The organism is Bacteroides sp. 2_2_4, assembly GCF_000157055.1.
In the GTDB taxonomy this organism is placed as follows: domain Bacteria; phylum Bacteroidota; class Bacteroidia; order Bacteroidales; family Bacteroidaceae; genus Bacteroides; species Bacteroides ovatus.
Genome location: NZ_EQ973359.1, coordinates 494396 through 520001, shown reverse-complemented (window position 1 = coordinate 520001; position 25606 = coordinate 494396). Strand labels below are relative to the sequence as shown.

The 25606-nt window shown below is 37.4% G+C and carries 36 protein-coding genes; 33 read left to right on the top strand and 3 right to left on the bottom strand.

The window, feature by feature from the left end:
• The first annotated feature begins 47 nt into the window (after window positions 1-47).
• From BSCG_RS14815 to BSCG_RS14940, 28 genes are all read left to right on the top strand, one after another.
• Window positions 48-644 carry an ERF family protein gene (locus BSCG_RS14815; protein ID WP_008775945.1) on the top strand — a complete coding sequence of 199 codons (597 nt, stop codon included), beginning with the start codon at window positions 48-50 and terminating at the stop codon, window positions 642-644.
• Window positions 641-1549, top strand: a complete 909-nt coding sequence (locus BSCG_RS14820) for a hypothetical protein (protein WP_008775944.1) — start codon at window positions 641-643, stop codon at window positions 1547-1549. The genes BSCG_RS14815 and BSCG_RS14820 overlap by 4 nt, the downstream gene beginning before the upstream one ends.
• Complete coding sequence (locus tag BSCG_RS14825; protein WP_008775943.1) at window positions 1546-2019, top strand: single-stranded DNA-binding protein; 474 nt, start codon at window positions 1546-1548, stop codon at window positions 2017-2019. The genes BSCG_RS14820 and BSCG_RS14825 overlap by 4 nt, the downstream gene beginning before the upstream one ends.
• A 2-nt stretch (window positions 2020-2021) precedes the next feature.
• Window positions 2022-2441, top strand: coding sequence for a hypothetical protein (locus tag BSCG_RS14830; protein ID WP_004311528.1), 420 nt, complete (start codon window positions 2022-2024; stop codon window positions 2439-2441).
• Window positions 2442-2465: 24 nt separating this feature from the next.
• Complete coding sequence (locus BSCG_RS14835; RefSeq protein WP_004311529.1) at window positions 2466-3074, top strand: hypothetical protein; 609 nt, start codon at window positions 2466-2468, stop codon at window positions 3072-3074.
• Window positions 3071-4807: a DEAD/DEAH box helicase gene (locus tag BSCG_RS14840; RefSeq protein ID WP_008775942.1), complete on the top strand. Its 1737-nt coding sequence runs from the start codon at window positions 3071-3073 to the stop codon at window positions 4805-4807. Before BSCG_RS14835 ends, BSCG_RS14840 begins: the two co-directional genes overlap by 4 nt.
• A 177-nt stretch (window positions 4808-4984) precedes the next feature.
• On the top strand, window positions 4985-5434 hold the full coding sequence (locus BSCG_RS14850; RefSeq protein ID WP_008775940.1) for a VRR-NUC domain-containing protein: 450 nt from the start codon (window positions 4985-4987) through the stop codon (window positions 5432-5434).
• A complete protein-coding gene (locus tag BSCG_RS14855; RefSeq protein ID WP_008775939.1) occupies window positions 5431-6288 on the top strand; it encodes a hypothetical protein in 858 nt (285 codons plus the stop codon). Before BSCG_RS14850 ends, BSCG_RS14855 begins: the two co-directional genes overlap by 4 nt.
• The gene (locus tag BSCG_RS14860) at window positions 6197-6940 is read left to right on the top strand and encodes an AAA family ATPase (RefSeq protein ID WP_032849496.1); all 744 of its coding nucleotides are present in this window, start codon (window positions 6197-6199) and stop codon (window positions 6938-6940) included. Before BSCG_RS14855 ends, BSCG_RS14860 begins: the two co-directional genes overlap by 92 nt.
• A gap of 5 nt (window positions 6941-6945) precedes the next feature.
• Window positions 6946-7134: a hypothetical protein gene (locus tag BSCG_RS14865; protein WP_008775937.1), complete on the top strand. Its 189-nt coding sequence runs from the start codon at window positions 6946-6948 to the stop codon at window positions 7132-7134.
• A 101-nt stretch (window positions 7135-7235) separates the two neighbouring features.
• The gene (locus tag BSCG_RS14870; protein WP_008775936.1) at window positions 7236-8954 is read left to right on the top strand and encodes a ParB/RepB/Spo0J family partition protein; all 1719 of its coding nucleotides are present in this window, start codon (window positions 7236-7238) and stop codon (window positions 8952-8954) included.
• Window positions 8955-8981: 27 nt separating this feature from the next.
• Complete coding sequence (locus BSCG_RS14875) at window positions 8982-9746, top strand: HNH endonuclease signature motif containing protein (RefSeq protein WP_008775935.1); 765 nt, start codon at window positions 8982-8984, stop codon at window positions 9744-9746.
• Window positions 9743-10180: a hypothetical protein gene (locus tag BSCG_RS14880; RefSeq protein ID WP_004300218.1), complete on the top strand. Its 438-nt coding sequence runs from the start codon at window positions 9743-9745 to the stop codon at window positions 10178-10180. The genes BSCG_RS14875 and BSCG_RS14880 overlap by 4 nt, the downstream gene beginning before the upstream one ends.
• A 109-nt stretch (window positions 10181-10289) precedes the next feature.
• Window positions 10290-10583, top strand: a complete 294-nt coding sequence (locus BSCG_RS14885; RefSeq protein WP_004318818.1) for a hypothetical protein — start codon at window positions 10290-10292, stop codon at window positions 10581-10583.
• A 60-nt stretch (window positions 10584-10643) separates the two neighbouring features.
• A complete protein-coding gene (locus BSCG_RS14890; RefSeq protein WP_004311535.1) occupies window positions 10644-11300 on the top strand; it encodes a ParB N-terminal domain-containing protein in 657 nt (218 codons plus the stop codon).
• On the top strand, window positions 11269-12021 hold the full coding sequence (locus BSCG_RS14895; RefSeq protein ID WP_004300221.1) for a hypothetical protein: 753 nt from the start codon (window positions 11269-11271) through the stop codon (window positions 12019-12021). Before BSCG_RS14890 ends, BSCG_RS14895 begins: the two co-directional genes overlap by 32 nt.
• Before the next feature lie 111 nt (window positions 12022-12132).
• Entirely contained in the window at window positions 12133-12708 is a 576-nt protein-coding gene (locus BSCG_RS14900) for a hypothetical protein (RefSeq protein ID WP_004300222.1), read from the top strand.
• 49 nt (window positions 12709-12757) lie between these two features.
• Window positions 12758-13408, top strand: a complete 651-nt coding sequence (locus BSCG_RS14905) for a DUF3560 domain-containing protein (protein ID WP_008775934.1) — start codon at window positions 12758-12760, stop codon at window positions 13406-13408.
• A gap of 25 nt (window positions 13409-13433) precedes the next feature.
• Window positions 13434-13898: a hypothetical protein gene (locus tag BSCG_RS14910; RefSeq protein ID WP_008775933.1), complete on the top strand. Its 465-nt coding sequence runs from the start codon at window positions 13434-13436 to the stop codon at window positions 13896-13898.
• On the top strand, window positions 13895-14221 hold the full coding sequence (locus tag BSCG_RS30885; protein ID WP_008775932.1) for a hypothetical protein: 327 nt from the start codon (window positions 13895-13897) through the stop codon (window positions 14219-14221). The genes BSCG_RS14910 and BSCG_RS30885 overlap by 4 nt, the downstream gene beginning before the upstream one ends.
• A gap of 21 nt (window positions 14222-14242) precedes the next feature.
• On the top strand, window positions 14243-14950 hold the full coding sequence (locus BSCG_RS14915) for a phosphoadenosine phosphosulfate reductase family protein (protein ID WP_008775931.1): 708 nt from the start codon (window positions 14243-14245) through the stop codon (window positions 14948-14950).
• Between the two features lie 11 nt (window positions 14951-14961).
• Window positions 14962-15510: a hypothetical protein gene (locus BSCG_RS14920; RefSeq protein ID WP_008775930.1), complete on the top strand. Its 549-nt coding sequence runs from the start codon at window positions 14962-14964 to the stop codon at window positions 15508-15510.
• A gap of 1 nt (window position 15511) precedes the next feature.
• Window positions 15512-15754 (top strand): hypothetical protein, encoded by a 243-nt coding sequence (locus tag BSCG_RS0127475; protein ID WP_032849495.1) that lies wholly within the window; start codon window positions 15512-15514, stop codon window positions 15752-15754.
• Between the two features lie 88 nt (window positions 15755-15842).
• On the top strand, window positions 15843-16088 hold the full coding sequence (locus tag BSCG_RS14925) for a hypothetical protein (protein WP_008775929.1): 246 nt from the start codon (window positions 15843-15845) through the stop codon (window positions 16086-16088).
• Between the two features lie 23 nt (window positions 16089-16111).
• On the top strand, window positions 16112-16618 hold the full coding sequence (locus BSCG_RS28305; RefSeq protein ID WP_050428043.1) for a hypothetical protein: 507 nt from the start codon (window positions 16112-16114) through the stop codon (window positions 16616-16618).
• A gap of 21 nt (window positions 16619-16639) precedes the next feature.
• A complete protein-coding gene (locus tag BSCG_RS14930) occupies window positions 16640-17659 on the top strand; it encodes a tyrosine-type recombinase/integrase (RefSeq protein ID WP_032849494.1) in 1020 nt (339 codons plus the stop codon).
• A 10-nt stretch (window positions 17660-17669) separates the two neighbouring features.
• Window positions 17670-18200, top strand: a complete 531-nt coding sequence (locus BSCG_RS14935; RefSeq protein ID WP_175285322.1) for an N-6 DNA methylase — start codon at window positions 17670-17672, stop codon at window positions 18198-18200.
• A 19-nt stretch (window positions 18201-18219) separates the two neighbouring features.
• Window positions 18220-18501, top strand: a complete 282-nt coding sequence (locus BSCG_RS14940) for a hypothetical protein (protein ID WP_008775925.1) — start codon at window positions 18220-18222, stop codon at window positions 18499-18501.
• Between the two features lie 73 nt (window positions 18502-18574).
• On the opposite strand, the gene BSCG_RS14945 is transcribed toward BSCG_RS14940, so the two are convergent.
• Complete coding sequence (locus BSCG_RS14945; protein ID WP_008775924.1) at window positions 18575-18778, bottom strand: hypothetical protein; 204 nt, start codon at window positions 18776-18778, stop codon at window positions 18575-18577.
• 201 nt (window positions 18779-18979) lie between these two features.
• Complete coding sequence (locus BSCG_RS14950) at window positions 18980-19750, bottom strand: hypothetical protein (RefSeq protein ID WP_008775923.1); 771 nt, start codon at window positions 19748-19750, stop codon at window positions 18980-18982.
• 61 nt (window positions 19751-19811) lie between these two features.
• Between BSCG_RS14950 and BSCG_RS14955 the strand changes: the two genes are divergently transcribed.
• Entirely contained in the window at window positions 19812-20354 is a 543-nt protein-coding gene (locus BSCG_RS14955; RefSeq protein WP_008775922.1) for an ASCH domain-containing protein, read from the top strand.
• Window positions 20355-20384: 30 nt separating this feature from the next.
• On the opposite strand, the gene BSCG_RS14960 is transcribed toward BSCG_RS14955, so the two are convergent.
• Window positions 20385-21506 carry an AbiH family protein gene (locus BSCG_RS14960; RefSeq protein WP_008775921.1) on the bottom strand — a complete coding sequence of 374 codons (1122 nt, stop codon included), beginning with the start codon at window positions 21504-21506 and terminating at the stop codon, window positions 20385-20387.
• A gap of 100 nt (window positions 21507-21606) precedes the next feature.
• Between BSCG_RS14960 and BSCG_RS14965 the strand changes: the two genes are divergently transcribed.
• The 4 genes from BSCG_RS14965 (at window position 21607) to BSCG_RS14980 (ending at window position 25554) form a co-directional block, all read left to right on the top strand.
• Window positions 21607-22398, top strand: a complete 792-nt coding sequence (locus BSCG_RS14965; RefSeq protein ID WP_032849509.1) for an NAD-dependent epimerase/dehydratase family protein — start codon at window positions 21607-21609, stop codon at window positions 22396-22398.
• Window positions 22367-22930, top strand: coding sequence for a phosphoribosyltransferase (locus tag BSCG_RS14970; protein ID WP_008775919.1), 564 nt, complete (start codon window positions 22367-22369; stop codon window positions 22928-22930). Before BSCG_RS14965 ends, BSCG_RS14970 begins: the two co-directional genes overlap by 32 nt.
• Before the next feature lies 1 nt (window position 22931).
• The gene (locus tag BSCG_RS14975; protein ID WP_004311550.1) at window positions 22932-23477 is read left to right on the top strand and encodes a terminase small subunit; all 546 of its coding nucleotides are present in this window, start codon (window positions 22932-22934) and stop codon (window positions 23475-23477) included.
• Between the two features lie 61 nt (window positions 23478-23538).
• Window positions 23539-25554, top strand: a complete 2016-nt coding sequence (locus BSCG_RS14980) for a PBSX family phage terminase large subunit (RefSeq protein WP_008775918.1) — start codon at window positions 23539-23541, stop codon at window positions 25552-25554.
• The last annotated feature ends 52 nt before the right edge of the window (window positions 25555-25606 follow it).

Here is a 25606-nt window from a genome sequence, read left to right as displayed (position 1 = left end):
CCTTTACTGATGTAATAAACTAAAAGTCAAACCATTAATTCAGAATTATGAAAGAATTAGTAACCATTCAGCAAAAGCTGAAAGCCCCGAAAGGGCAATTTAATAAGTTCGGTAGTTACAAATACCGTAGTTGTGAGGATATTCTTGAGTCAGTGAAACCTATTCTGACTGAAACAAAGTGTTCGTTAACTCTCAGTGATGAGATGGTGCCAGTAGGCAATAGAATTTATGTAAAAGCAACTGCCACTTTAACCAACGAAAAAGGGGAAAAAGAAATAGTGACTGCTTTTGCGAGAGAAGAGGAAACAAAGAAGGGAATGGATGGCAGCCAAATTACCGGAGCCTCATCTTCTTATGCAAGAAAGTATGCTCTTAACGGTCTATTTTGCATTGATGATACAAAAGACAGTGATGCAACTAACACTCACGATAAAGAAGACGCACAACAGCCTGCAAAAACACCGGCTAGTATGAAGAATCCAGTTTATACTAGTGCCCAACTGAAAAAGGCTATTGCTGACATGCTTGCTGTCAAAAGCAGAGCTGAACTTGAAAAAGTATGGTATGGTAATCCAGCTATGCAAAATGATAAAGAGTTTGTAAATGCTTGTATGGAAATGGGCAAAATTTATCCTGCATCATGATAGAGTTGGTTAAATCGAGTGTGGTTTTCTCAGAAGAGAACCACACATATTTTCTTGGTGAAAAGCAACTGAAAGGTATTACCGGAATGATAAGCCGGCAACTATTTCCCAATAAGTATAGGGATATTCCAGAATACATATTGAAAAAAGCTGCTGAAAAAGGCAGTCGTATTCATGGACAATGCCAGTTTGCTGATGTTACAGGATTACCACCCGAGAGTATTGAAGCTATTAATTATATCAGGGAAAGAGTAAATGCCGGATATAAGGCTTTTGCCAATGAGTACACTGTTTCAGACAATGAATATTTTGCATCGAATATTGATTGTGTTTGGGAAAAGGACGAAAAAATCAGTCTTGGCGACATCAAGACTACTGCAAGCCTTGACCGTGAGTATTTGAGTTGGCAGCTATCAATCTATGCCTATTTGTTTGAACTTCAAAATCCACTAATTAAAGTTGATAAACTGTTTGGCATTTGGTTACGTGGAGATAAGTCGGAATTAGTCGAGATTGAGCGTAAGCCGGATGCAGAGGTTAAGAGATTACTGGAGTGTGAGATTAAAGGTGAACAGTTCTTACCTAATGCTCCTGTTCCAGCCGATGAGAAGCAGCTTATTCCTATGCAATTAGTAAATACTATTATTGATATAGAGGAACAGGCGAGTTATATCGCTGAAGTGCAGAAAGGTTATAAGGAACAGCTTAAAAGTGCCATGCGTGAGAACGGTGTTAAATCATGGGACGTCGGTCGGTTGCGTGTTAGCTATACTCCCTCTTCAACGGGTAAGAGTTTTGATGCAAAGAAGTTTCAGGAAGATCACCCGGAACTATATTCTCAATATTTAAAAACATCAACTAAAGCGGATAGTATTCGTGTAACTATAAGGGAGGAAGGAAAATGAGTGTTAATAAAGTAATTCTTATAGGGCGTGCCGGTAAAGACCCGGATGTGAGAACATTGGACGGTGGAGCGAAAGTAGCTTCTTTATCTTTTGCCACAACAGATAAGGCGTACACCTTACAAAATGGAACCCAGGTGCCGGAACGTACAGAATGGCATAATCTTATTTTTTGGAATAAGACTGCTGAAATAGTTGAGAAGTACGTCCATAAAGGAGATAAGTTGTATATAGAAGGTAAGTTACGCACTCGTAACTATGACGATAGCAAAGGAGTTAAACGTTACATAACTGAAGTCTTTGTTGATAGTATCGAGATGCTTACACCGAAAGTTCAACAACAGGCTGCTCCTGTACCACCACCGTTACCAACGCAACAGCCTACACAGAGACAGCAACAACAAGTACAGCAGCCTGCATATCAGCAACAGCCATATCAACAGGTATCACCGCCTGATGATTTACCATTCTAAATATGGCAGAAGCTATTCTAACAAAACAAAATGGGGTAGTCACAATGGATAAGTCGTTTGACTACCTCTGTTCCACGCTCAAAAATGGAACTTACACTGTAAGCATCAAGAGAAAGGTAGAACCACGTACCCTGTCGCAGAACGCGCTCATGTGGCTGTGGTTTGCCTGTATTGAGAGGGAGACAGGCACGGATAAGTTGGATGTTCATGATTACTATTGCCGAAAGTTTCTTCCACGGCAAATATGTATGAATGGAAATATTGTTTCGGTTGTTGGAAGTACTTCTAAATTGAATACGATCCAAATGAAAACTTTCATGGATAAGGTTCAGGCTGATGCTGCCACCGAATTAGGAATCAATTTGCCATTGCCTGTTGACCAGTACTATAAAGATTTTATTAATGAATACCTGCATAGGTAAGTATTAACTCAAAGTTTAATTAAAATGGATTTGAATATTTCAAAAGCAAAATTGACCAAAAAGGGATGTCTTGAAGTGGTCTATGCAGACAAGGAAGGAAACGATATTGTTTTCAAGGGGATTAATCCTGTTCATCCGGATTTGAAGGATTCGCTAAACAAGCTCATACCTTACATTGTCGATATTACAGAACAGAAAGAATCCCAGTACATTAATTGGGAACGTCCAGAGTCATGTCTTGAAGATGAGTTCTTCAAAAAGTTCAATGTAACCGGCGTTAGCATTGGTGGTGATTCTTCTTTTGAGGTTTGTGTGTTGACAGGTAAGCGAACCCTTATGACGAGCAAAGTCCTTAATCTTTGTTCTCCTGGTATTGGTTTCGATCCGGACAATGAATCGTATGTGCATTGTGAGGAGTTTCGTGATGCTGTTTATAATTTCTTGTATGAAGCAGAGCTTTATGTTACAGAGAATAAATGTTCGGAGATTCAAAGGGAATTTGAATTTAAAGATGGTGAGGACCCGTTTGACAAGGTTGATGAAGCTGCTGATGCAATGAATGAAGATGGTGAAGATAACGGGATATGTTCAACAGTTGAACATCATGAATTAGTATTAGAACCTGCTTCATGAAACCAATTTATGTGACTAAGACGCCCAATCTGTACCGGATTCAGTTCGAGTATCACCCAAAGTTGGTCGAGGTCATAAAGATGATACCAAGTAAGCCACGCTATGACGGAACAGACCGGGCGTGGCTTGTTAGTATCAATGATACGCGTTATCCTATTGGACGTGATGCGAATTGGTATGTGAGAGCTTTTGCGCAATGGGCTGTTCAGATGCGTTATTGTTCTACTGTCAAGGAACGCGAGGTAACTGAAGATATTAATTATGATATTCCTCCGATGAAACCTTTTGTCGGTGAACACTATATGTTACTTCAACCTTACGAGTATCAACTTGAAGGAGTACAGTATGCAATAGAGCACAAACGCTGTTTTTTCGGTGACCAGCCCGGATTAGGTAAAACATTGCAAGCCATATGTGCAGTTGTTAAAGCACATAAGGAAGCGCCCATTTATGGTGAGTCTTTTCCAGTACTTGTAATTTGCCCTGCTGCGTTGAAAGTAAACTGGCAGCGTGAGTTTAAGAAGTTCGCAGGTATGAATTCGATTATCCTTGATGACAGAAACCGACAGTCCTGGCAATCATTTTATGAGTGTAAAAAGTCTGATGGCAGCCCACTTTGTGAGGTGTTCATTACTAATTATGAATCGCTTAATAAATTTTTTGTAAAAGCTGTAAATAAGGAATCCAAGCTTACAATGAAAAGTATTGCTTTCGATCAGCGTGTCTCTCTGTTTAGGTCTGTTATCATTGACGAATCTCATAAATGCAAATCAAGTAAAACTCAACAGAGCAAATATGTTGAAGGTATCTGCAAAGGTAAACGTTATATATTCGCATTGACCGGTACTCCTGTTGTTAACAATAATACAGACTTGATACAACAGCTAAAAATATTAGGTCGATTAGAGGACTTTGGAGGTTATAGCCGGTATGTTGAAAGATATTGTGATGGTCCCAAACAGGCATCCAACGTTAAAGAGCTGAATTGGCGACTATGGAATACTTGCTTCTTTCGTCGTGAGAAGTCAAAAGTGCTTACACAACTTCCGGACAAGACTCGTCAATACTTGACAGTTGATATCACTACCACCAAAGAGTATAAGGCTGCCGAGGCTGATATGGTAAAATACTTGAAGAAGTACAAGAACGCTTCGGATGAACAAGTGCAGAAATCAATGAATGGTGCCGTTATGGTGCAGATGCAGCTTTTAAAGCAGATATCTGCCAGAGGTAAAATCAAGGCTGTTTGTGAATTTGTCCATGATGTTATCGACGGTGGTGAGAAGCTGATACTTTTCGGTTACTTGAAAGAAGTTGTAGCAGAACTGAAAAAGGAATTTCCTAAAGCTGTTACTGTAACGGGTTCCGATAGTGTCAACCAAAAGCAATATGCCGTTGACTCTTTCCAAAATAATCCGGATTGTAAACTGATTATTCTGAATTTCAAATCGGGTGGTACCGGGCTTACTTTGACTGCTGCCAGTCGTGTTGCTTTTATAGAGTTCCCTTGGACTTTCAGTGATTGCGAACAGGCAGAAGATAGAGCACACCGTAACGGTCAAAAGAACAATGTTAACTGCTATTACTTCTTAGGTAAGGATACTATTGACAAGTATATGTATGATGTGATTCAAACAAAGAAGAACATTGCTAACGGTGTAACCGGAACGGATGACCAAGTAGAAGAGAATATGGTGAATCTTGCAATGGACTTGTTTAGGGATAAATTATGAAGCCATTTAGATTAGTTATAATTGGGCAGAGAACTCATATTCAGGAATACAAGAAAGAAATGTTGTTCGGTCCTGAATGGGAAACCATAATATCCTTTGTCGGTTGCAGGAACAGGTGTAAACAAATCGTTGACCTTCTAAATGAATGTGCTACGATTTCAAAAAACAAGCAGAAAAATGACTGAAGAAGATATTCGTAAATTGGAGGTGAAATATTCTGAAACCAAGATACAACACATTTGTGTAACTTGGTTCAGAGAAACGTTTCCCAATGTCGGCCCTCTACTCTTTGCTATACCAAACGGCGGCGTCAGGACAAAGAAAAGCGGTGCTATGCGTAAATATGAAGGTGCCATCGCTGGTGTTGCTGACTTGATTCTGCTTTTTCCTCGCGGTGGTAAGAGCAGTCTTTGCATAGAGATGAAAACTCCACATGTAAAAGGTAAACGTGCCGGAACGCAGTCTGATGAGCAAAAAGAATGGCAGGCATTAGTTGAGAAATATGGCAGTGTATATGTCGTTTGTCATGGGTTGATTGAGTTCATTAATAGCGTTTGCTATTATCTGAAAGCTGACCCTCAACCTTATATAAACAATGTCTTACGGAATTATTATAAATTGATATGACTTATATTGAACTTATCAATAGGTTTTGGGAACTTGACGAAAGCTGGCAATTTTCCTGCTGTGAAACGAGGCTTTATTTTTACTTACTAAAAATTGCGAATCGTTTAGGCTGGGAGGATAACTGGACACGTAGTGATACAAAGGTGTCTTCTGACGTGGGAGTGTCTGTAAAAGTATTCAAGTCCGCCCGAAATAGATTAGTTCAAGCAGGTCTTATTGAATGTAAACAAGGCAATGGAAGAGGCAATAAATCAACGTATTCTATCAAAGGTGTACAAAAAGGTATGCAAAATATACCACCTTTACGGTATCCTTTAGGGACACCTTTAGGGTACCCTTTAGGGACACCTTTTCAAGAAAGCTCCCCCATACCCCCTAAAGAAGAATATAAGACAGAGACAAAGAAAGAACCCCCTAAAGGGGGTAAGAAAGAAAGTAGCTCTGGCGAGCTTTTCCCACCCTTTAAACCGGAGAAACCTAAAAGAGTCCCAAAAGAATTTAAAGCTCCTACGCTTGATGAGGTTATTCAACACTTCATCAAGCAAAATGCTCCGGAACGGTTAGATGACTGGCAAGAGCAAGCAGAAATATTCTTCAATCACTTTGACTCGATAGGGTGGAAGAATGCCAATGGAGTGAAAATAGAGCGGTGGGATTCCAAAGCAAACCTTTGGATACTGGATCGTATTCGTGAAAATCGAAAAAATGAATTAGACCATGACGGAAGAGGAAAAGAATTTATCAAGCAAACTTCAAAATTTGATGGAGAAGGAAGCCGGCAAGCGCAAGCTGACGCTCCAACAGATAGAGAATCTGATACAAAGGCACAAAGAAAGTATTCAGAACGTTTCTGAATATGACTTAACTGATACGCAAGAGTATTACAGTCATTGGAATTTAATTTCTAACCTTGGTACGGATTATACGGAACGGGAGTTTAGAAAATTTGATGTTGATGATAACAACTCTAAACTAATTCAGTTTCTTCTGTACTATTTCAACGGATGTCGGTATGCTCAAAATGTGTTTCCGGTAGAGAATTATAAGGTTCATAAGAATCTTTTGCTTGTTGGTGAACCTGGTACCGGAAAAACAATGTTGATGCAGATTTTTGCAGATTATTTGAAACTCACTTGTAACCCCAATGCTTTTGAAAACTTGTCTGTTACTCAAATGATGAATTATTATAAAATTCACGGGCATATTGACTTGTACACTTACAATGAGAATCAATCCAAAGGATTTAAACCAAATCCCTTTAATATCTGCTTGAATGATATCGGTCTGGAAACGGAAAATCAAAAATCGTATGGTACCAGTCTCGATTCAGTTATTGATGAATTTCTTTATGCCCGGTATGAGATTTTTCAGCAATACGGCAAGAAGTATCATATAACATCGAATCTTGGCATAGCCGAATTTAAGAAACGTTTTGGGCCAAGATTAGTGGATCGTTTTAAAACGTTTAATGTTCTCCCCCTGTGTGGCGAGAGTCGTAGAATATAGCTACTATGAAAGTTACAATTTACTGGGTTACTAAAGATTCGGATAAAATTGCTCGTATCAGAGAGCGTTTCGGTATTGGAACGTATCGAAGTGTGAACGGTGAAACGCCTGCTGAAATACGAGAAGAAGATATGGAACTTCTTCGGGAAACTGAAAGAAGAGGATTTATTCAAATACGTAATAAGCCCACATGAAAATGGCGTTAAAATGGCGAAGTTTCTGTTTGCATAACTTGTCATTTTACGATAACTTTACTGATGTAATGAATTAAAAGTCAAACCAATATAATTAAATTATGGAAGTACAAAACATTAGAATTGACCTTATTAGTCCTTCTCCTTTAAATCCGAGAAAGACTTTTGATGAAGCAGCTCTTGAAGAGCTCGCAAGCAACATTGAAAAGCAAGGCTTATTGCAGCCTATCACCGTCAGGGTAGCCAAATCCGAAGATTTTACTGACTTAGAGACTGGCGGTGTTACGACAATTCCCTGTTCGTATGAAATTGTTTGCGGTGAGCGTCGTTTTCGGGCTGTGTCACTTTTGAAAGCAAAGGAAGATGAAGCGAATGTTGCAAAAATCAAAGCCCATCGAAAAAAGTCGGAAAAATTTCAGACAATATCCTGCATTGTCAGAGAAATGACAGATGATGAGGCTTTTGAAGCGATGATTACCGAGAATCTTCAAAGAAAAGATGTTGATCCCATCGAAGAAGCTTTTGCCTTTGCGCAGTTGGCTGAAAAAGGACGAACTTTGGAAGATATTGCTCTTAAAATAGGAAAGTCTACCCGGTTTGTTTTTGACCGTATTAAATTGAATTCTCTTATTCCTGAACTAAAAGAGCGGGTAAGAAATGGAGATATACCATTGTCCGGTGCTATGATTCTTTCTAAATTGGATGAAGATACTCAAAAAGAGTTTCATGAGGAGGAGGAAGAACAATGTACTACTGCTATGATTCGAGAATTTGTGAGTAATTCTTTCATGGAGCTTGGTAACGCACCTTGGATTAAAGATGATTCCGATAATTGGGAAAATACTGATATTAAATCATGTTCTCAATGTGAGAATAATACGTGTAATCATGGTTGTTTGTTCTATGAAATGAATAGTAAGGATGCTAGATGTATCAATGCTGCTTGCTATGAGAAAAAACAGATTGCTTATGTGACGCGGAAAATTCAACTAGAATATGAACATCTTGTTAAAGTTGGCGAACCTCTTTCATTTGGAAAAACAGTAATTATCGCTAGACGTCCCGATACATATTGGGGAGAAGATAGAAAGGTTTTCTATGAAAAAACTTTGGAAGCTGTTAAACAACTTGGATTTGAAATAGTTGATCCTGATGAAATCTTTAGATGTAAGTGCTGGTATTCAGAAGATGATGAACGCACTTTGAAAATGCTTGAAGATGGAGAAGTTTATCGTTGTCTTTCATTTTTTGGACATTATTCTCCCGAATTTAACGTTAGTTTCTATTATGTTAGAAAAGAAACGGCTTCCTCTACTTCCGCCGTTGCCGATCTAAAAGAGATAGAAAGGGAAAAAATAAACGCCCAATTAAAAAGAGCGAAGGATATAGTCAAGGAGAAGTCTGCTGAAGAAATGCGCAAGTGGGCGCAAGAGAAAACATATTATCAGAGAACAAAAGAATTCTCTGATAATGAACAACTTGTTTTTGATGTGCTGGTTCTTAGCGGTTGTAGCAGTACTTATCTTGAAAAACTGAATTTGAAAAAATGGAATGGTGAGAGTGATTTTGTAAATTATGTCAAGAACAACCAAGCTGACCGACACCAATGGTATAGAGCCTTTATTGTTGAATGCTTATCATCGAATAATGTGAATTTCTACTCCTATTTACAAAAGTGTCAGAAAATCCTTTTTGCAGAACAATATCCGGATGATTTCAAAGCGCTCTCTAAGAAACTTGCGGATTCATATGATAAGAAAGAAAAGAAGCTCAAAGAAAGACTGAAAGAGCTAAATAACGATAACACAGAGGAAGCCTAGTGGTTTCCTCTCTTTATTGACGCACTTATGAAAACGTGGACTGGCGAACAACTTGCTATACTTGACAGTGAGTACCCGACTGCTGATTTAAAAGAACTTGCTAGGCGTCTTGATAAAACACTTAGTGCTGTTAAAACAAAGGCCTTGATTCGAAAACTTAGGCGCTCTCCGAGAATCTCGTTTTGGAATAGTGAGAGACTTGATAAATTGAAAAAGTTGTATCCCAATCATACTAATGAGGAAATAGCACAGATATTAGGTACCACTTATTCTGCTGTAAATGGAGTTGCATTTAAATTACGGCTCTTTAAATCTAAAGAATTTAAATTTCAATGCGCTTCTAAAAGCTTCTTTCCCAAAGGCCACCAACCGATGAACAAGGGACGTAAGCAAACGGAATATATGTCAGAGGAACAATTAGCAAAAACGAAAGCTACTCGATTTAAGAAAGGACATATCCCCAAAAATCATAAACCAGTCGGTTATGAACGCATAACTCGTGACGGTTACATTGAAGTGAAAACTGCCGAACCGAATGTCTTTGAACTTAAACATCGGCTTGTATGGATTGAGCATAATGGAGAAATCCCCCCTGGTTATAATATTCAGTTTAAAGATGGCAACAGGCAAAACGTTTCCATTGAGAACCTTTACATGATTAGTCGTTCTGAACAATTAAAAAAAGAGAATTCTTTGTATGCCCGATATCCGGAAGATGTTCAGTACCTAATCAAGCTAAAAGGAGCTTTGAATAGACAAATTAATAAAGCAACAAAAAAGAATGAATCATGACTGATGGAGCAATAGATAGATTGAAAGAAATGGTTAATAAACCATTCCTTTATCAGAATGAAGAAGTTGTAATTCTCAATTACTGTGACGGTACCGGTGATGATGGTACCGAAGTTGAGATATACTTGAATAATGGCAAAGTATTGGTATTTAGTATGTTTGATTTGGCTTCCAAATTGAATCGTTTTCGGCCAATAACAAACACAGTTGTCGTGTTGGCTAATGAACGGTTGAATAAGGTGTCTACAGTGAACCCTACCATTTTACAAGATTTGAGGAATTTGGTTCTTCAACAAATTAAGGATGTGAAAGAAGATCCTAGTAAAGTGAGCCAAGCAAAACAAGTTTTCCAAGGGGTTAATACCGTAATCAATCTTGCTAAGACAGAATTAGAGTACAGGAAATATTTAGATACAACAGACCCCTCAAAATAAATAATAGTATGCTGATAGATAAGGAATATGTTCATTGGTTTCGCATCAGAGACCAACCTAATAGAATCGTGTGAGATTATTCATAGTCTAACAATTTAACCCGATCGATATGATAACATTGAATAGGTTTGCCCAGAGATGCTTGAATATCATGAGGAAGCGCTTTAAGATGAATGAGCATAGCTCAAGAAAAGCGTTTAGCATAAGAATTGAAGCCGTTTGGAGAAAATTCGATATTGCTTCTAAATATAGGAGTGATAATCTTCCTAAATATTCGGAAGATGAAGAATTGGCAGCCGAGATGATAATTTACCTTGTTGCCTATTTAAAAAGATTTGGTTGTGAGGACATTGAACAGCTTATCAAAGATAAGATAGAGTTCGATGATAGAAAAAATGATTAGGTGTTGTTACTGACTGTTTGTGTTGTTGATTTTGTGTTGTTGATTTTAATATAGTTAGTTATGACAGAGATTATTCAAGTCTGCCTACTTGATTTTAATAAGGGGCAGCTCACGGGATTGCCGAAAAATCCACGTTTTTTTCGTGATTACCGCTTTGAAGCGATGAAGAAAAGCATTCAGGATTCGCCAGAGATGCTTGAGCTTCGAGAACTTATAGTTTTTCCCTACAATGATGGCAGATATATTGTTGTTTGTGGTAATTTACGTTTGCGAGCTTGCAAGGAGTTAGGTTATAAAGAACTGCCTTGTAAAATTCTGGCACCTGATACCCCCGTTAAGAAGTTGAGGGAATATGCCACTAAAGATAATGTCAATTTTGGTGAGAATGATTTGGACGTTATGGAAAACGAGTGGAATAAGGCGGAACTCCAAGATTGGGGCATCGAATTTGCCCCGGAGAAGAAAGAGGATGAATTTAAAGAGCGCTTCGATGCCATCACGGATGATACAGCCATTTATCCTCTCATTCCAAAGTATGACGAAAAACATGAGTTGTTTATCATCACCTCAAGTAATGAGGTAGATAGCAACTGGCTTCGTGAAAGGCTGGACATGCAGCACATGAAGTCGTACAAAACCGGGAAAATAAGTAAATCCAATGTAATTGATATAAAAGACGTTCGCCATGCCCTGCAAGATAGTAATACCAAGTCATAAACGCCATGACCGGGTGTTCGCTAAAAAGTTGGTGAACGATCCTATCATTTGCGTTGCTGAAAGTCAAGCTGACTTATATCAACAATTTAATCCGGAATGTGAAATTGTTACTCATCCTGACGACGTTATGGGCCTCATCCCGAAACGTAACTGGATGGCAAAGCATTTTGGAGAACTTTTCATGCTTGATGATGATGTCCATGCCTGCAAACCTATTTATGTGGAAAAAGGAGAACCTAGCCGGATAAAGGATAAAGATAAGATAACCAATATCATTCAGTCATTATTTGAGATGGCCAGTATGATGGATGTACATCTGTTTGGCTTCACCGCTCGGATATCGCCGGTAATGTATGATGAATCCGCTTTTCTTTCTCTTTCGAAAATGATAACCGGTTGCAGTTATGGAGTAATCTATAACAAAAACACTTGGTGGAATGAGGAAATACGTTTGAAGGAAGATTTTTGGATTTCTTGTTACATGAAGTACAAAGAACGTAAGGTTTTAACCGATTTGCGGTATAATTTTGAGCAAAAGAACACTTTTGTAAACGCTGGTGGGCTTGCTTCTATAAGGAATCAGGAAGAGGAACGTAAATCTATCCTCTTTATCAAAAAGAATTTTGGTGATAGTATTTTGCTAAAGAGTGCAACCACTAATGGGAAAGACAAAACAAAGCAGCTCGTTCAATATAATATATCATGCAAATTCAAATTCTAATAGTCTGTAAAAAAGGCGTTTAAATGGCGTCCATTCTGTTTGTCATATTCGCCTTTTTTAGCTAATTTTACTGATGTAATAAACTAAAAGTCAAACCATTAAATTAGAATTATGATTATAAGAACAGTTTGCGGATATGATTTCTTTGAGGTGAGTTCTGCAATGCAGAAAGCCATTAGGCGAGCCGACACCGGGGTAGCCGGCTTTTTTGCATTGGAACTTTGGGCGAGTGGGTACCGCGACTATGTGTGGAAGCGTCTGTTTACCATTAGTGCTGAAGATTGCTATGGAATCATTACTAAAGAGATAGAAGCATTGTGGCAGGGGCATGAGCTGGTAAACAAGACTGCTACTGAACCCAAAGGGAGGATATTTGTCAGTAAAGCTGTTATTCTCCTTTGTGAATGTAGAAAGAATCGTGATGCGGATCATTTGCAAAACTTCATCTATGATAGAAAGGATATTGATATAGAAAAGTGGATAAATGATGTCAGGCGTTACCCTATTCCTATTCCAGATTACACTTTCGATGTACATACACGAAAGGGTAAAAAACATGGGAGAACCAAAGAAGAATTCTTTCAGGAAGAATACAAGGCGTTACAACCTCGTGTTCCTGGTTTATTCGATGATTTGGTTCAACCCAGTCAACCAAAGTTATTTAATGATGAAACCACGGCTAAGTAGCTGTGGTTTCATCATTTTTCATATAAGTCAAACCAATTTAATTAAAAAAATGAACACGTATTACAAATTTGCGCCAAATGTATTTTTGGCAAAGTGTGATGAGAAGCACGAAAAAGGTGAAACTATTGAGGTTACCACCAAGTATGGTAAGGAGAACGAAAGTATAGTATTTAACCTAATCTTCGAGAAAGATGGGTTTTACTATTACTCCATCGTTAGAGCTGACGGCTTTAATGTTCAAGAATGGGCTAAGCAAAGAGCGGAACGCAGGCATGAATGGGCGTCATCGGCAGTACAAAAAAGTAATGAGTATTTTCAGAAATCAAATAAACATCGCGATTTCCTTTCTTTGGGTGAGCCTATCAAAGTTGGACACCATAGCGAACGAGGACATCGCAAAATGATAGATGATGCCTGGAATAACATGGGGAAAAGCGTTGAGTTTAGCGATAAGGCTGCCGAACATGAAAGAGTTGCGAAGTATTGGGAAAAAAGGGCTAATACGATAAACTTGTCCATGCCGGAAAGTATAGATTTCTACGAACATAAGTTGGAACAAGCAAAAGAATATCACGAAGGATTGAAGTCCGGTAAGTACCGACGCGAGCATACATACGCTATGGCTTATGCCAATAAAGCAGTAAAAGAGGCTAAAAAAAATTATGACCTTGCAGTAAAGCTGTGGGGCGATGTTTACTAATCTGTAGTATCTCAAATAATTTACTATGAGAGAATTATCAAAAGAAACCTCATTACAAAGGGTAATGAGGGCTTCAGGTCGTGTACCTGTACAATGCTCATGCAGTGTTTGTAAACAACAATGTCATACGCCATGTTTAGGTACTCCTGATGATATTGAACGAATTATTGATGCAGGTTATGCCGACAGGTTAGCGCTGACGAACTGGGCTGCTGGTATATTCTTAGGGGTTATTAATATTGCTATTCCGATGATTCAGCCCGTTGCTAGTAAGGAGTATTGTGCTTTTTTCGAGAATGGACTGTGTATCTTACATGATAAGGGTTTGAAGCCCACTGAAGGACGTTTGTCTCATCACACTGTCAGGAAGGATAACTTCAATCCTGCTATGAGTATTGCTTGGAACGTTGCAAAAGAATGGCTGATGTCGGAGAATGAGGATGTACTTTCTCGTGTAGTAAATAAATTCTTGAATGCGAGGAAGCCATGAATGTGTGTCAATCAATACCTCGTAGAGATTGTAAGGTGTTTGCTAAATGTGGAGCAAAATCCTTATCACATTGCCGGCGGCACCGCGAAACTGATGAGAAGTGTAAAAGTTGTACTCTAATTCGTCGTAAGCCGCGTAATCGGATTATAGATGATTCAGGACGTGAAATGAAAAGATGTACCCATTGCGGAAATTACTTCTACTTGAACCGGTTCTACAATCGTATAGTGGTGAGAAAAGGTAAGGAATATCATTTGTTGACTTCCTGGTGCCGTATGTGTATGTCACAGATTAATAATCAGAGGGCAAAGAAGAAAAAGTGACTTGTCTATTAAATTTTTTGTATGAAATATTATGCTTCAGTCAGCTTTGGAAAGGATTCCTTGGCAATGCTTTTCATGCTAATAGATAAAGGATATCAGTTGGATGAAGTCGTTTTCTATGATACAGGTATGGAATTTCAGGCAATCTATAACACTCGTGATGCTGTTCTTCCAATTCTTAAAAAACTTGGCATTAAATATACAGAACTGCATCCGGAGCAACCTTTTCTTTGGACAATGTTTGAAAGGCCGGTTAAGAAAAGAGGGACCAATATTATCCATAAAAAAGGATATAGTTGGTGTGGGGGAACATGCCGGTGGGGAACGAGTGAAAAACTTCGTGCGTTGAAAGCTCACACAAAAGACGGAATTGATTATGTCGGTATTGCTGCCGATGAGACCCATCGCTTTGAAAAGGAAAAACGACCAAATCGGGTTTTACCACTTCGTGATTGGGGCATTACTGAAGCAGATGCACTCCAGTATTGTTACACAAAAGGCTTTGTTTGGCATGAGGATGGAGTAAGGCTATATGAGCTACTTGATCGTGTGAGTTGCTGGTGTTGTGGAAATAAGAACTTGAAGGAGTTGAAGAATATGTATTTGTACCTTCCATGGTATTGGAAAAAGTTGAAAGAACTTCAGTTAAATACCGATAGGCCCTATCGGCGTAATAGTGCAGAAACCATTTTTGATTTAGAGGAAAGATTTAAACGTGAAATGCAATAGAAAGAGTTATTATGATTCCCATATGTGTAAATGGAAAAGATTATTATAATCGAGAAGAAGCACTTGCTGCCTGGTTCGAGGAATGGTTAATGAAACAAGACTTTGAGCAAGACCTTATTGACTGGGAGAAAGAGCTTGAATATCGAAGAACCCATCCAGATTGGGATATTCCCTACGTAATGTATGGAGTTCGTAAAAAACACAAGTCTATTAAGAAGAATGAAATAGCTGTGTTTTATGACTTGTTACCGAGACAAAAGCGTGCTCGTACTGCTGAAACGCATTGGTACAAAGTGCTATACAAGAGAAAGGCTACACCTGAAGAAGTAGCGTCACTCAAGGCAGGAGAATACACTCATAGATATTTGGTATATTCCCTGTTTATTGAGAAGAGGATGACTCTTGACAAGGCTTTGTCCCTTATAGTTGCCGATGACAAGTTGTTAGGTATTACTGATAATACCATCTCTGAAATTGTAACAGCCTTTGAGACTTTCTTTAGCCGTAAGTTTAGAATTTATAAACCCGAATTTACAACCCAACTTAGTTTATTTACGTAATATGAAAACAACAATTATTTCATGTGTGATTTTGTTTGTGTTCCTGTTATATGTAGGACACTTTTCTATAACAATCAAGCCGTTCACAGTCCAACTTCCATACTGGCATCGTTCGCTCGGACTGTTTTTGTTGTTCCTCTCTTTTATAGTGTATAATGCCGGTGAACATGCAAAAGGCTACCTTGATGGATTAAGAGAGAGTGAGAGAATAATACTTGAATTGTTGAAGAAAAAGACCGAGTAAAATGGCGTTAAAATGGCGAAGTTTCTGTTTGCTAAACTTGTCAATAACGATTACCTTTATAGACGTAAAGCATTAAAAGTCAATCAACATGAAGAGGAATGAAAAAATAGAAAAATTAGAAAGACTAGGTATTTTCAATCAATGGAAATATAATACAGAAAGGGCAAATGGGACATTTAATATTGAGTGTCCTGACTTCTCAATGACAAATGAAGAGCGGATGAACAATTTGTTAGATGTTGATTGCTGTTTTCATCGGTTTCTAGCTATTTCATTCCCTTTTAATGGTACTCCTGAAGGCGTTGCTTTTTGGGAGAATATTGCAAAAAAATAGTCGAACTTAATTGAATTGAAATTATGAGTAAAAAAGATTTAATAGAGCAGAACATCACAAGAGTTCAAGAATATGTGAGGGAACTTATTGAAGATGCAAGGTGTAATAATGGTGTTTCGGAAACTCTTGAATCTACTTCAATAATTGTAGGTAATAGTGATGATATCTATGATTTTGCAATTTTATTTGCTTCTAATAGTGAATGTGTTTATTGTGAATTCATAGATAGTAAAATAGAGTACATTGATTGTGAACTAGATTGTGAAATATGCCAATTTGAAGGAAGAATAATTTTTCAATATATAAACGGAAAATTTCATAATCCTGCTAGTCAAATTATCGAACTATCAAAGTTGCTGATGAAAGGCGAATTAAGAGACACAAAAAGTATCTTTTGTTCTATGGTACTTCGATTAATGGATACTGAAGAATACAGTAACAGTTATTGTAAATCTTTGGACTTAGTTCTGAGACTGTTTCCTGAAATAGATGGAGAATTGCTAGAAAAGGAATTGGATAAATATATTTAAGCAATACAAAAAGGAATCATTATGAAAGAATATGTTTTAACTAAAATACGTGATACTTTGTACGGTAAGATACCCAATGAAGAAATTTCGACAGTAATTGATTCGGTATCTTTCTGCCTAAGGAATTATGATATAATGGCAAAGGAAACGTCCGTTGTAGTATATGATAATTCCGATTCTCAAATTATCAGTAAATTCTTCATAGCCAAAGCCGTGGAAGGATTATGCCAAAGTTCATTAGACTATTATCGTGTCATTTTAAGAGCGTTTATCTTACATGTAGGAAAACATATCAAGGAAATCGTTACCGATGATGTCCGTGTCTATTTAGCCTATAAGAAGATTAATAAATGTAGTGATAATACTCTTAATAATATTCGAAGAACTTTGAGCAGCTTCTTTACTTGGTGCACAGAAGAAGGTGTACTTGATAGGAATCCAATGCTTAGAATCAAGGGAGTGCGACAAGTGAAGAAATTGAAGAAGCCATTAAGTGAGGATGATATGGAGAGATTAAGGTCTTTGGCTAGGACAAAAAGGAATAAGGCTATAATCGAATTCTTGTTTTCCACCGGCTGTCGCGTATCCGAAATGGTAAATGTGAATCTCGGTGATGTAGATTGGCAAAATGGGCAGATTGATGTACTTGGAAAAGGGCGTAAGTACCGAACTGTTTACTTGTCTGCTCGCTGTAAAATAGCTCTTCAGGAATATGTTGATTCAAGAACAGATGATTTAGAAGCCCTATTTTTATCTGATTATGAGGGAATGTGCCAGCAGATAAAAGATATGAATAAACTATCCCGGATATCCAAGGGAGCAGTTGAAATCATGCTAAGGAATCTAGGGAAAAAGGCGGGTATATCCAATGTACATCCACATAGACTTAGGAGAACAGCGGCAACTACAGCCCTAAAACGAGGAATGCCAATAGAACAGGTACAGAAGATGCTAGGTCATGAAAGCATTGAGACAACTACTATTTATGCACAATCAACCAATGACGAAGTTAAATTAGCCCATGAAAAATATATTATCTGACATAAATGTAATGTTGAACATAACAGATAGTTATCAAGCACCGGAACGGATAATGAATCTTTTGTTTGGAGAGGAAAAAGAACGAATCAAGGTATTCAAAGACTTTTTGGACTACTTCAAATGTGATGTTAGTTATGATTGGTTCCATGAATATTTTGAAAACGAACACGCTGATAGGAAGAATAACAAGCAGGATTTTACTCCTAAATGTCTTTCAACTTTGGTCTCTAAATTATTAGGTTCTGATACTGGAGTAACTTATGAGCCAACAGCCGGGACAGGCGGAATGCTCATTTCAAATTGGTACAATCACCGGAATAGTATCAGCTTCTTGGATTACAAACCTAACGATCATTTGATAGTATGTGGTGAGTTGTCAGACAAAACAATACCTTTCCTTTTATTTAATCTAGCTATCAGGGGAATGTCCGGTGTGGTATTCCATGGTGATACATTGAAAAATGAACATAAGGCTGTGTATATATTGACTAATGAATTTAATTCACCTTGTGACTTCTCAACAGTAACAAAGTGGAAATAACCCTTAAATTTAAATAGAAATGAGCATAAAAATAAGCAAGGAGGCGTATGAGAAACTAATCAAAGAAGATTTAGACTTTCTCAATGAGCATTGCCCAGATAGCCTAGAATTAGATCACATTAAAGTAATTATTTGTAGTTCTATCGACTGGTATTATCCTGATAAGAACACTTGTACAGCGTTGAAAAGGATAGAGAATAGACTTAAAGTTGAACTTCAGAAGCAAAAGGATGCAGGTAAGCAATTTCTATCCGATCAGGAAATAGACGGCTTGATTGATAGCATATTGAAAGAAGAATAACTCTTAATACAGAATAAAAAGGAATCAACTACCTTCTACAACAAAGGTAGTTGAAAATGATAAATGACATGGGTTATTCATCTTTCTTTTTTACTGAACCTACACATGTCCAATCTACAGATTTTTCATGTTCTAATCCGTAAATTTTCTCAAAAAAAAACTCAACGTATTCATGCTCACTATAATATACTTTACGTGAACATTTTTCTTCTGAATACTCGCGAGGGTCAGGAAGTCGTAAACGAGCTTCCTGATGAAAGTCTCTTTGGTTTTCCATATTTTCTTTGTTTTATGATTTGCAAATGTACATAAAAATATGATAATAGCATGTTTTTCTTGCGGTGTAACATCCGCACTCGCTTGTAAGATAGCTTTGAGTCTGTACGAAGACGTTTAGCTTTATTACATAGAGGATAGTTACTACCCCCCCCCCAATTTCTATCTGACACAATAAAGTTAGTATCGCTTTTTAATATAATTATGGGTACTTGCTTCGTAAGAAATCTGCAAATTTGAGAGTGTTATCTAATTTCTTTTGGATATTTGTATTAATTGACTTGTTGTCTTTAGAAAATACCCTATTAATATCTTCTTTTATAGTATTTAAAACATCATCACTTGATATATTGTCTGATAACTTGAAGACATATTCATCATAGCCAATATCTCCAGTAGGGCATTGGGAACTTTTTTTATATGGAACGCGATATTGGACGCAATATTTACTTAGAAGATTCAGCTCTTGTTGTGTATTTAATATAGATGTAATTGAGGTATCTACCACCGTTCCAGCCCAGTCTTGGCTTTCGGCTTTAATATGAGCTTCTACAACTCCTTTACCGTACAGGCATAGAGCGGCATAGAACGTGTCATTGACAGATTTGTGATTGCCAGAAATACAGTCTACTAGTCCTTTACTAATACATCCTCTTGCTGGGAAGTTGAGGTTATTCAAAGAGTAATTTAAGTGATACGAAGTAGAAAACAATTGGCATAGCGAATTATACGTTAAATCATTCGTCCAGTATAAAATGGTATCAGATATATTGATACAGTTTAGTGTAGCATTTTTTACATCTGGCCTATATAATCCAGAAGGTTCTTTTACTAAATTATTTCCAGTTAGAGCACTTTCCATGTCCAAATAAATATTTTGCATACGAGATGCGACATAATCAGGTTCATTCTTTAAGATGAATTCCTTGAAACCCATTAAATCAAAATAGGCTAGATAAATTTCTTTGTGCATAAATCAATAACAAATGTTTAATTCACAAATATAGAAATATAAATTTTAATATTCACAAATAATGAAAGTAATATCAATTCGCCAGCCATGGGCGAGTCTAATTGTCCATGGCATTAAAGACATCGAGAATCGAACATGGAAGTGTCCTGAGAAATATATCGGGAAACGTGTTCTTATTCATGCGAGTGGCAAACCTGTAGAAATGAGAAATCCTAATAGTGTATTTACAAAAGCTCAATGGGATAGTCTGCTTGTTGAGTTTCAACGAAAAATAATATGCGCAGAGGGCATTGTCAATTCTGCTATCATTGGAAGTGTAGAAATAATTGGATGCTCTATTAATCATCCTTCTAAATGGGCAGAGAAATCCGATGATAGTAAAGGCTATTATGAAAATCCTATTTATAACTGGGTACTAGCTAATCCTATATTATTTCCAGAGCCGATACCGGCTAAAGGGAAATTGTCATTTTGGGAGTATCCCAATATCAATTCAGAGGACGATATCTGCTTGTGTAATTTGGTCGTAAATGAAAGGAATCAAGTCGTTAGCTATGGAGAGTATGACCGATGTGTATACTGTGGTAGTAAATGGAGTAAATAACAATAGTACAGAATAATAGTAACATAATAGTTAGATATGAATTATACTGTCAATATCTTCTTCATTGTCAACATACATTTTGATGTATTTTCTTAATAAGGTTGGATTATTGACACATTCATCTGTTTTAATTATTTGGAGATTATTCAATCCATATAAAGATGTCAAATTCCAATTTGTCATTTCTTGTAGTGAGCGTTTTATCTCAATTTCCGATTTTGTGTCTTTAGTGAATATTGTAATATTCTTCTTTTGGGGATTAGTGGATGAAGATTGTCTTTCAAAAAAGGCTTTAAAATATTGGCTGTCATTTATGCCTAATGAATGCCCAAATATTGTAATATCATCAGCATCCATTAAATCATATACCATAGTAGGAGGATTATATTGAGAATCAAATGATTTCTGTATGAAGTCATAGTTATGAATAATTTTCTCGTCTTTTGTTCCTAATATAATATTTCTATCTAAGATACATCCATGTACATAGTTTATTGTATCATTAAACTCCATTGCAAAACTGGAATTAGGAGCTACTTCACTAAAACTCGTGTAGTTAAAAGAATATATGACAATTTGATCATTTGATTTATTCTGCATAAATGCTCTTGCGACAATTGCAGCTATAGAATTTTCGTTAATAGTTTCTTGTTGCACTTTTATGAGATATTGTATTAATCCATTTTTTATGAGTTGTAAGGCTTTTTGGTCTCGTTCAATAGGAGGATTTAATATATCTTCATGCGAGAAACTGATATAACAAGAAAAGCGTGGCAAGATTAATATTCCGTTTTTTAACAGATTATTAACAATATCTACATTAGATTTTATACATTCATAAGAATCTGTGACTGGTCCATTTGCTTGAATTTGTTCTAAAACGTTCCTTTCTTTATCGTTGTATAGGTCTATTATTTGCCCATTATTGTTTTTGATTCTTATATAATAATTGTATAACTCATTCTCCAAATCATACCATTTTACAGCATCTAAATTATCGTTCCATTTGTCATTTAGATGTTTGATTAAAGGGGATGGGTAGTCTTTGGGACAAAATTCAGATTGGCAAAAGTCCTTGTATGAAGTCTTTCTGCCTAAACAAAGGTCAAATCCGTTACCTATTATTAGAACTCTTTTTCTGTCTTTATTCATATTGCAAAGGTAAGGAAAGATTGTAATAATAAGAACTGAAATTTATATAATTGTTGAACCTTTGGTGTATTGTTTATTCGATACACCTTTATTTTTTGTGATGATGAGAAAAATAATTGTAACCGGCAGTGAGGGGTTTATAGGAAAAGCCCTTTGCCGCGAATTGACAAAAAGAGGTGTTGAAGTCATAGGACTTGATCGAAAGTCTGGTACTGAAGCCACAAAAGTATGTGAGCTCCTGAAGAATGGGGGGATTGATTGTGTGTTCCATTTGGCGGCGCAAACCAGTGTGTTTAATGGAAACCTGGAACAAATCAGGAAGGATAACATTGATACTTTCATGCGAATAGCTGATGTTTGTAATCAAAATCGTGTGAAGTTAGTATATGCCAGTTCGTCAACGGCTAATCCGGAGAATACTACTTCTATGTATGGAATAAGCAAGTATTTCGATGAACAGTATGCATCTATCTATTGTAAGGCTGCGACCGGGTGTCGGCTGCATAATGTATATGGACCTAATCCGCGAAAAAGAACTCTTCTCTGGTTCCTGATGGAAAAGGAAAACGTGTCATTATACAACTGTGGTCAGAATATCCGGTGCTTCACTTACATAGATGATATTGTTGAGGGACTTATCTATGCGGTGGGCTGTAAACGTCAGCTCATCAACATCTGTAACGTTCAGCCTGTGACTACTATGTATTTTGCATCTTTAGTAAAATACTACAAACCGATTGAAATAGAGTTGATTAATAAAAAACGAGATTTTGACAATTTGGAGCAATCGGTGAACCGGGATATCTATTTAGTACCTTTGTCTTACACATCTGTCGAGGACGGAGTAAAGAAGATTTTTGATGAAAGGAAAGGGAAAAATATGTCGTATTGATGACTGGGATAAGCCGGAAGCGGTGAAAGGTAAGAGCTGGTCTCATCAGGAACGGTTATGTGATTTGAGAGAAAAGGTGTCACTTCATAAAAAGGGTGATATCTATTACATCTCCCAGTTCACCCGTTCCAAAACCGGTACCAGCTTTTCAGAAATTAAACAGTCGGAGGAACTTGCATCATTCTTTGCAGAGAGAGCGTGTGAGTTTCTCTACCGCTTCCTTGTAGGGGGATGTGAAGGATGGTGTATAGTCACCACACCGCGACGGAGACACTACGAGGGCTTTCATTTTTCAACCTCTATCTGTACGAAAATTGCGGGGGCGGTGAAAATACCATTCTATGAGAATGCAATCCAGTGCCTAACTAAAGATAGATTGAACCCGGAATTCTTTCTTCTTCGTCCGATAAAGGAAAAAAAAATAATAGTGTATGATGACATATTAACAACTGGCAGCACACTGCTTGCCACCTATGAGCTTTTAAAGGATAGAGAGCAGCTTCTTTTTCTCGTAGGAATAAATAACAATTGATATGGGAAAGCAAGAGAAACCATTAACATTCAAGCAAGAGAAATTCTGTAAATACTACGTTGATACAGAAGGTAATGCTAGTGAAGCATATAGGATGTCTTATGATGCGTCAAAGATGAAACCTGAAACGATTTGGAGTGCTGCTAGCAGATTGTTAGCCAATAGCAAGGTTAGTGCAAGGATAAGTGAGATTAAGCAACAGAGGGCGAAAGAGACTGAAGTAGAGAGGAAAACGGTTGAGAAGGTATTAATGGATATTGTACTCGCTGATCCCGATGATTTACATTATGTAGACCCTGTTACCGGGAAAACAAAGATGAGAAGTCCGTCCCAACTTCCAAAGCGTGCCCGTAATGCGTTGAAGAAGATTCAGAATAATAGAGGAGTGGTTAATTATGAGTTTAACGGCAAGACAGAAGCCGCCCGGATTCTTGGTGCCTGGAATGGATGGGAAGCCGATAAGAATGTCAATATCAAAGGTGGAGACGGGAATAAAGTCGGTGAACTTCGTATCGGCTTTGAAGATAATGAGAATTCGGAAGAATAGAACAATTTGAACTGCAAAATCCGGTATTCACCCTACGGAGAAACCTTACTTTTAGAACAATATGGTTATAAATTATAAGAAGCTAAATCCTAACGGATTTTATCTATTGAAGTACTTGAATGATGAGACTATCCGTTTCATTATCTTGTATGGTGGCTCATCTTCCGGTAAATCGTACAGTGTGGCACAAACCATACTGATACAGACATTACAGGATGGTGAAAACACTCTTGTCATGCGTAAGGTAGGAGCTTCTATTCTCAAAACCATTTATGAAGATTATAAAGTCGCTGCGGCCGGTCTTGGCATCTCCCATTTGTTCAAGTTCCAACAGAATACTATTAAGTGTCTGGTTAATGGTGCGAAGATAGATTTTTCCGGTCTTGACGATCCGGAAAAGATAAAAGGTATCTCCAACTATAAGCGTGTTCAGTTAGAGGAATGGTCAGAGTTCGAGCATCCGGATTTCAAGCAGCTACGTAAGCGTTTGCGTGGTAAGAAAGGGCAGCAGATTATTTGTACCTTTAATCCGATCAGTGAAAGCCACTGGATAAAGAAAGAGTTCATTGATAAAGACAAATGGCATGATGTACCGATGACGGTTACCATTGCCGGCAAAGAGTTGCCGAAAGAACTTACCAAGGTCAAATCCGTAAAGAAGAATGCACCCAGGCAAATACTTAATCTTCGTACTAAGCAAATCGAGGAACAGGCACCTAATACAGTTATTATCCAATCTACCTATTTGAATAATTTTTGGGTGGTCGGTAGTCCTGACGGTACGTATGGTTTCTATGATGAGCAATGTGTTGCCGACTTTGAGTATGATAGAGTCCACGATCCGGATTATTACAATGTGTACGCATTGGGAGAGTGGGGTGTTATTCGTACCGGTAGCGAGTTCTTCGGTTCGTTCAACCGTGGCAAACATTCCGGTGAACATAAATATATCCCGGACCTGCCTATTCATATATCAGTAGATAATAACGTACTGCCATATATCAGTGTGTCGTACTGGCAAGTAGATTTCACTACCGGTATCAAGGTTTGGCAGTTCCATGAGACATGCGCCGAAAGTCCTAACAATACAGTAAAGAAGTCCTCTAAACTTGTAGCCAAGTATCTGAAAGATATCAGGTATAGTGATAAAGTCTACCTACACGGGGATGCCTCAACAAAGGCGGCCAATAGCATTGATGATGAAAAACGTTCTTGGATGGACTTATTCATAGATACATTGCAGAAAGAAGGGTTCGAGATTGAAGATAAGGTAGGCAACAAGAATCCGAGTGTTGCCATGACCGGTGAGTTTATCAATGCTATCTTTGATTGTACTGTTCCCGGTATAGAAATATACATTGACGAATCATGTTCGGTATCTATTGAGGACTACATGAGCGTACAGAAAGATGCTAACGGTGCCATTCTTAAAACTAAGGTCAAGAATAAAACTACCTTGCAGACTTATGAGGAGCACGGGCACCTGTCTGATACGTTCCGATATGTCGTTGTGGATTTGTGTAGTGAGCAGTATATAGAGTTTAGTAACCGGCGAAAAAGAAACTTGTATGCTTGTAATGGCACTATTAATTTCTTCAATCCAGATACCGAATGTAAATACACTAAGAAGATTCTATATGTGATGCCGAATGTTAATGGGAAATTTGTCCTTATACAAGCGTTTAGATGTGGAAATAAATGGCATGTTGTTGATGTCGTATTTATGGATACTACTTCAACAGAAGATATACGTTCTTCTATTTTGTCCCATGAATCTGATTCATGTGTAATTGAATGTACAGATGCTTATTTTCCTTTTATCCGGGAACTCCGTTCTAGTACAAACAAGGAGATTCGTGTAATGAAAGAGTTTCCGGATGTAGATAAGCGTATTGCTGCAACATCTGATTATGTGAAAAATAGTATTCTTTTTTCTGCATCAAAAGTAGAATCTGATACGGAATATGTTGCCTTCATGAATAACCTGATGGACTATAATAAAGATAGTGAAACAAAAGAGGCCAGTGCAGTTTTGAGCGGGTTGGTGCAGTTCGTTGTAAAATTAGGTTTGAATTGATTTGTGTTTTATGTATCTGAAAATAAATATGTTATGCTATAATTGATATGCT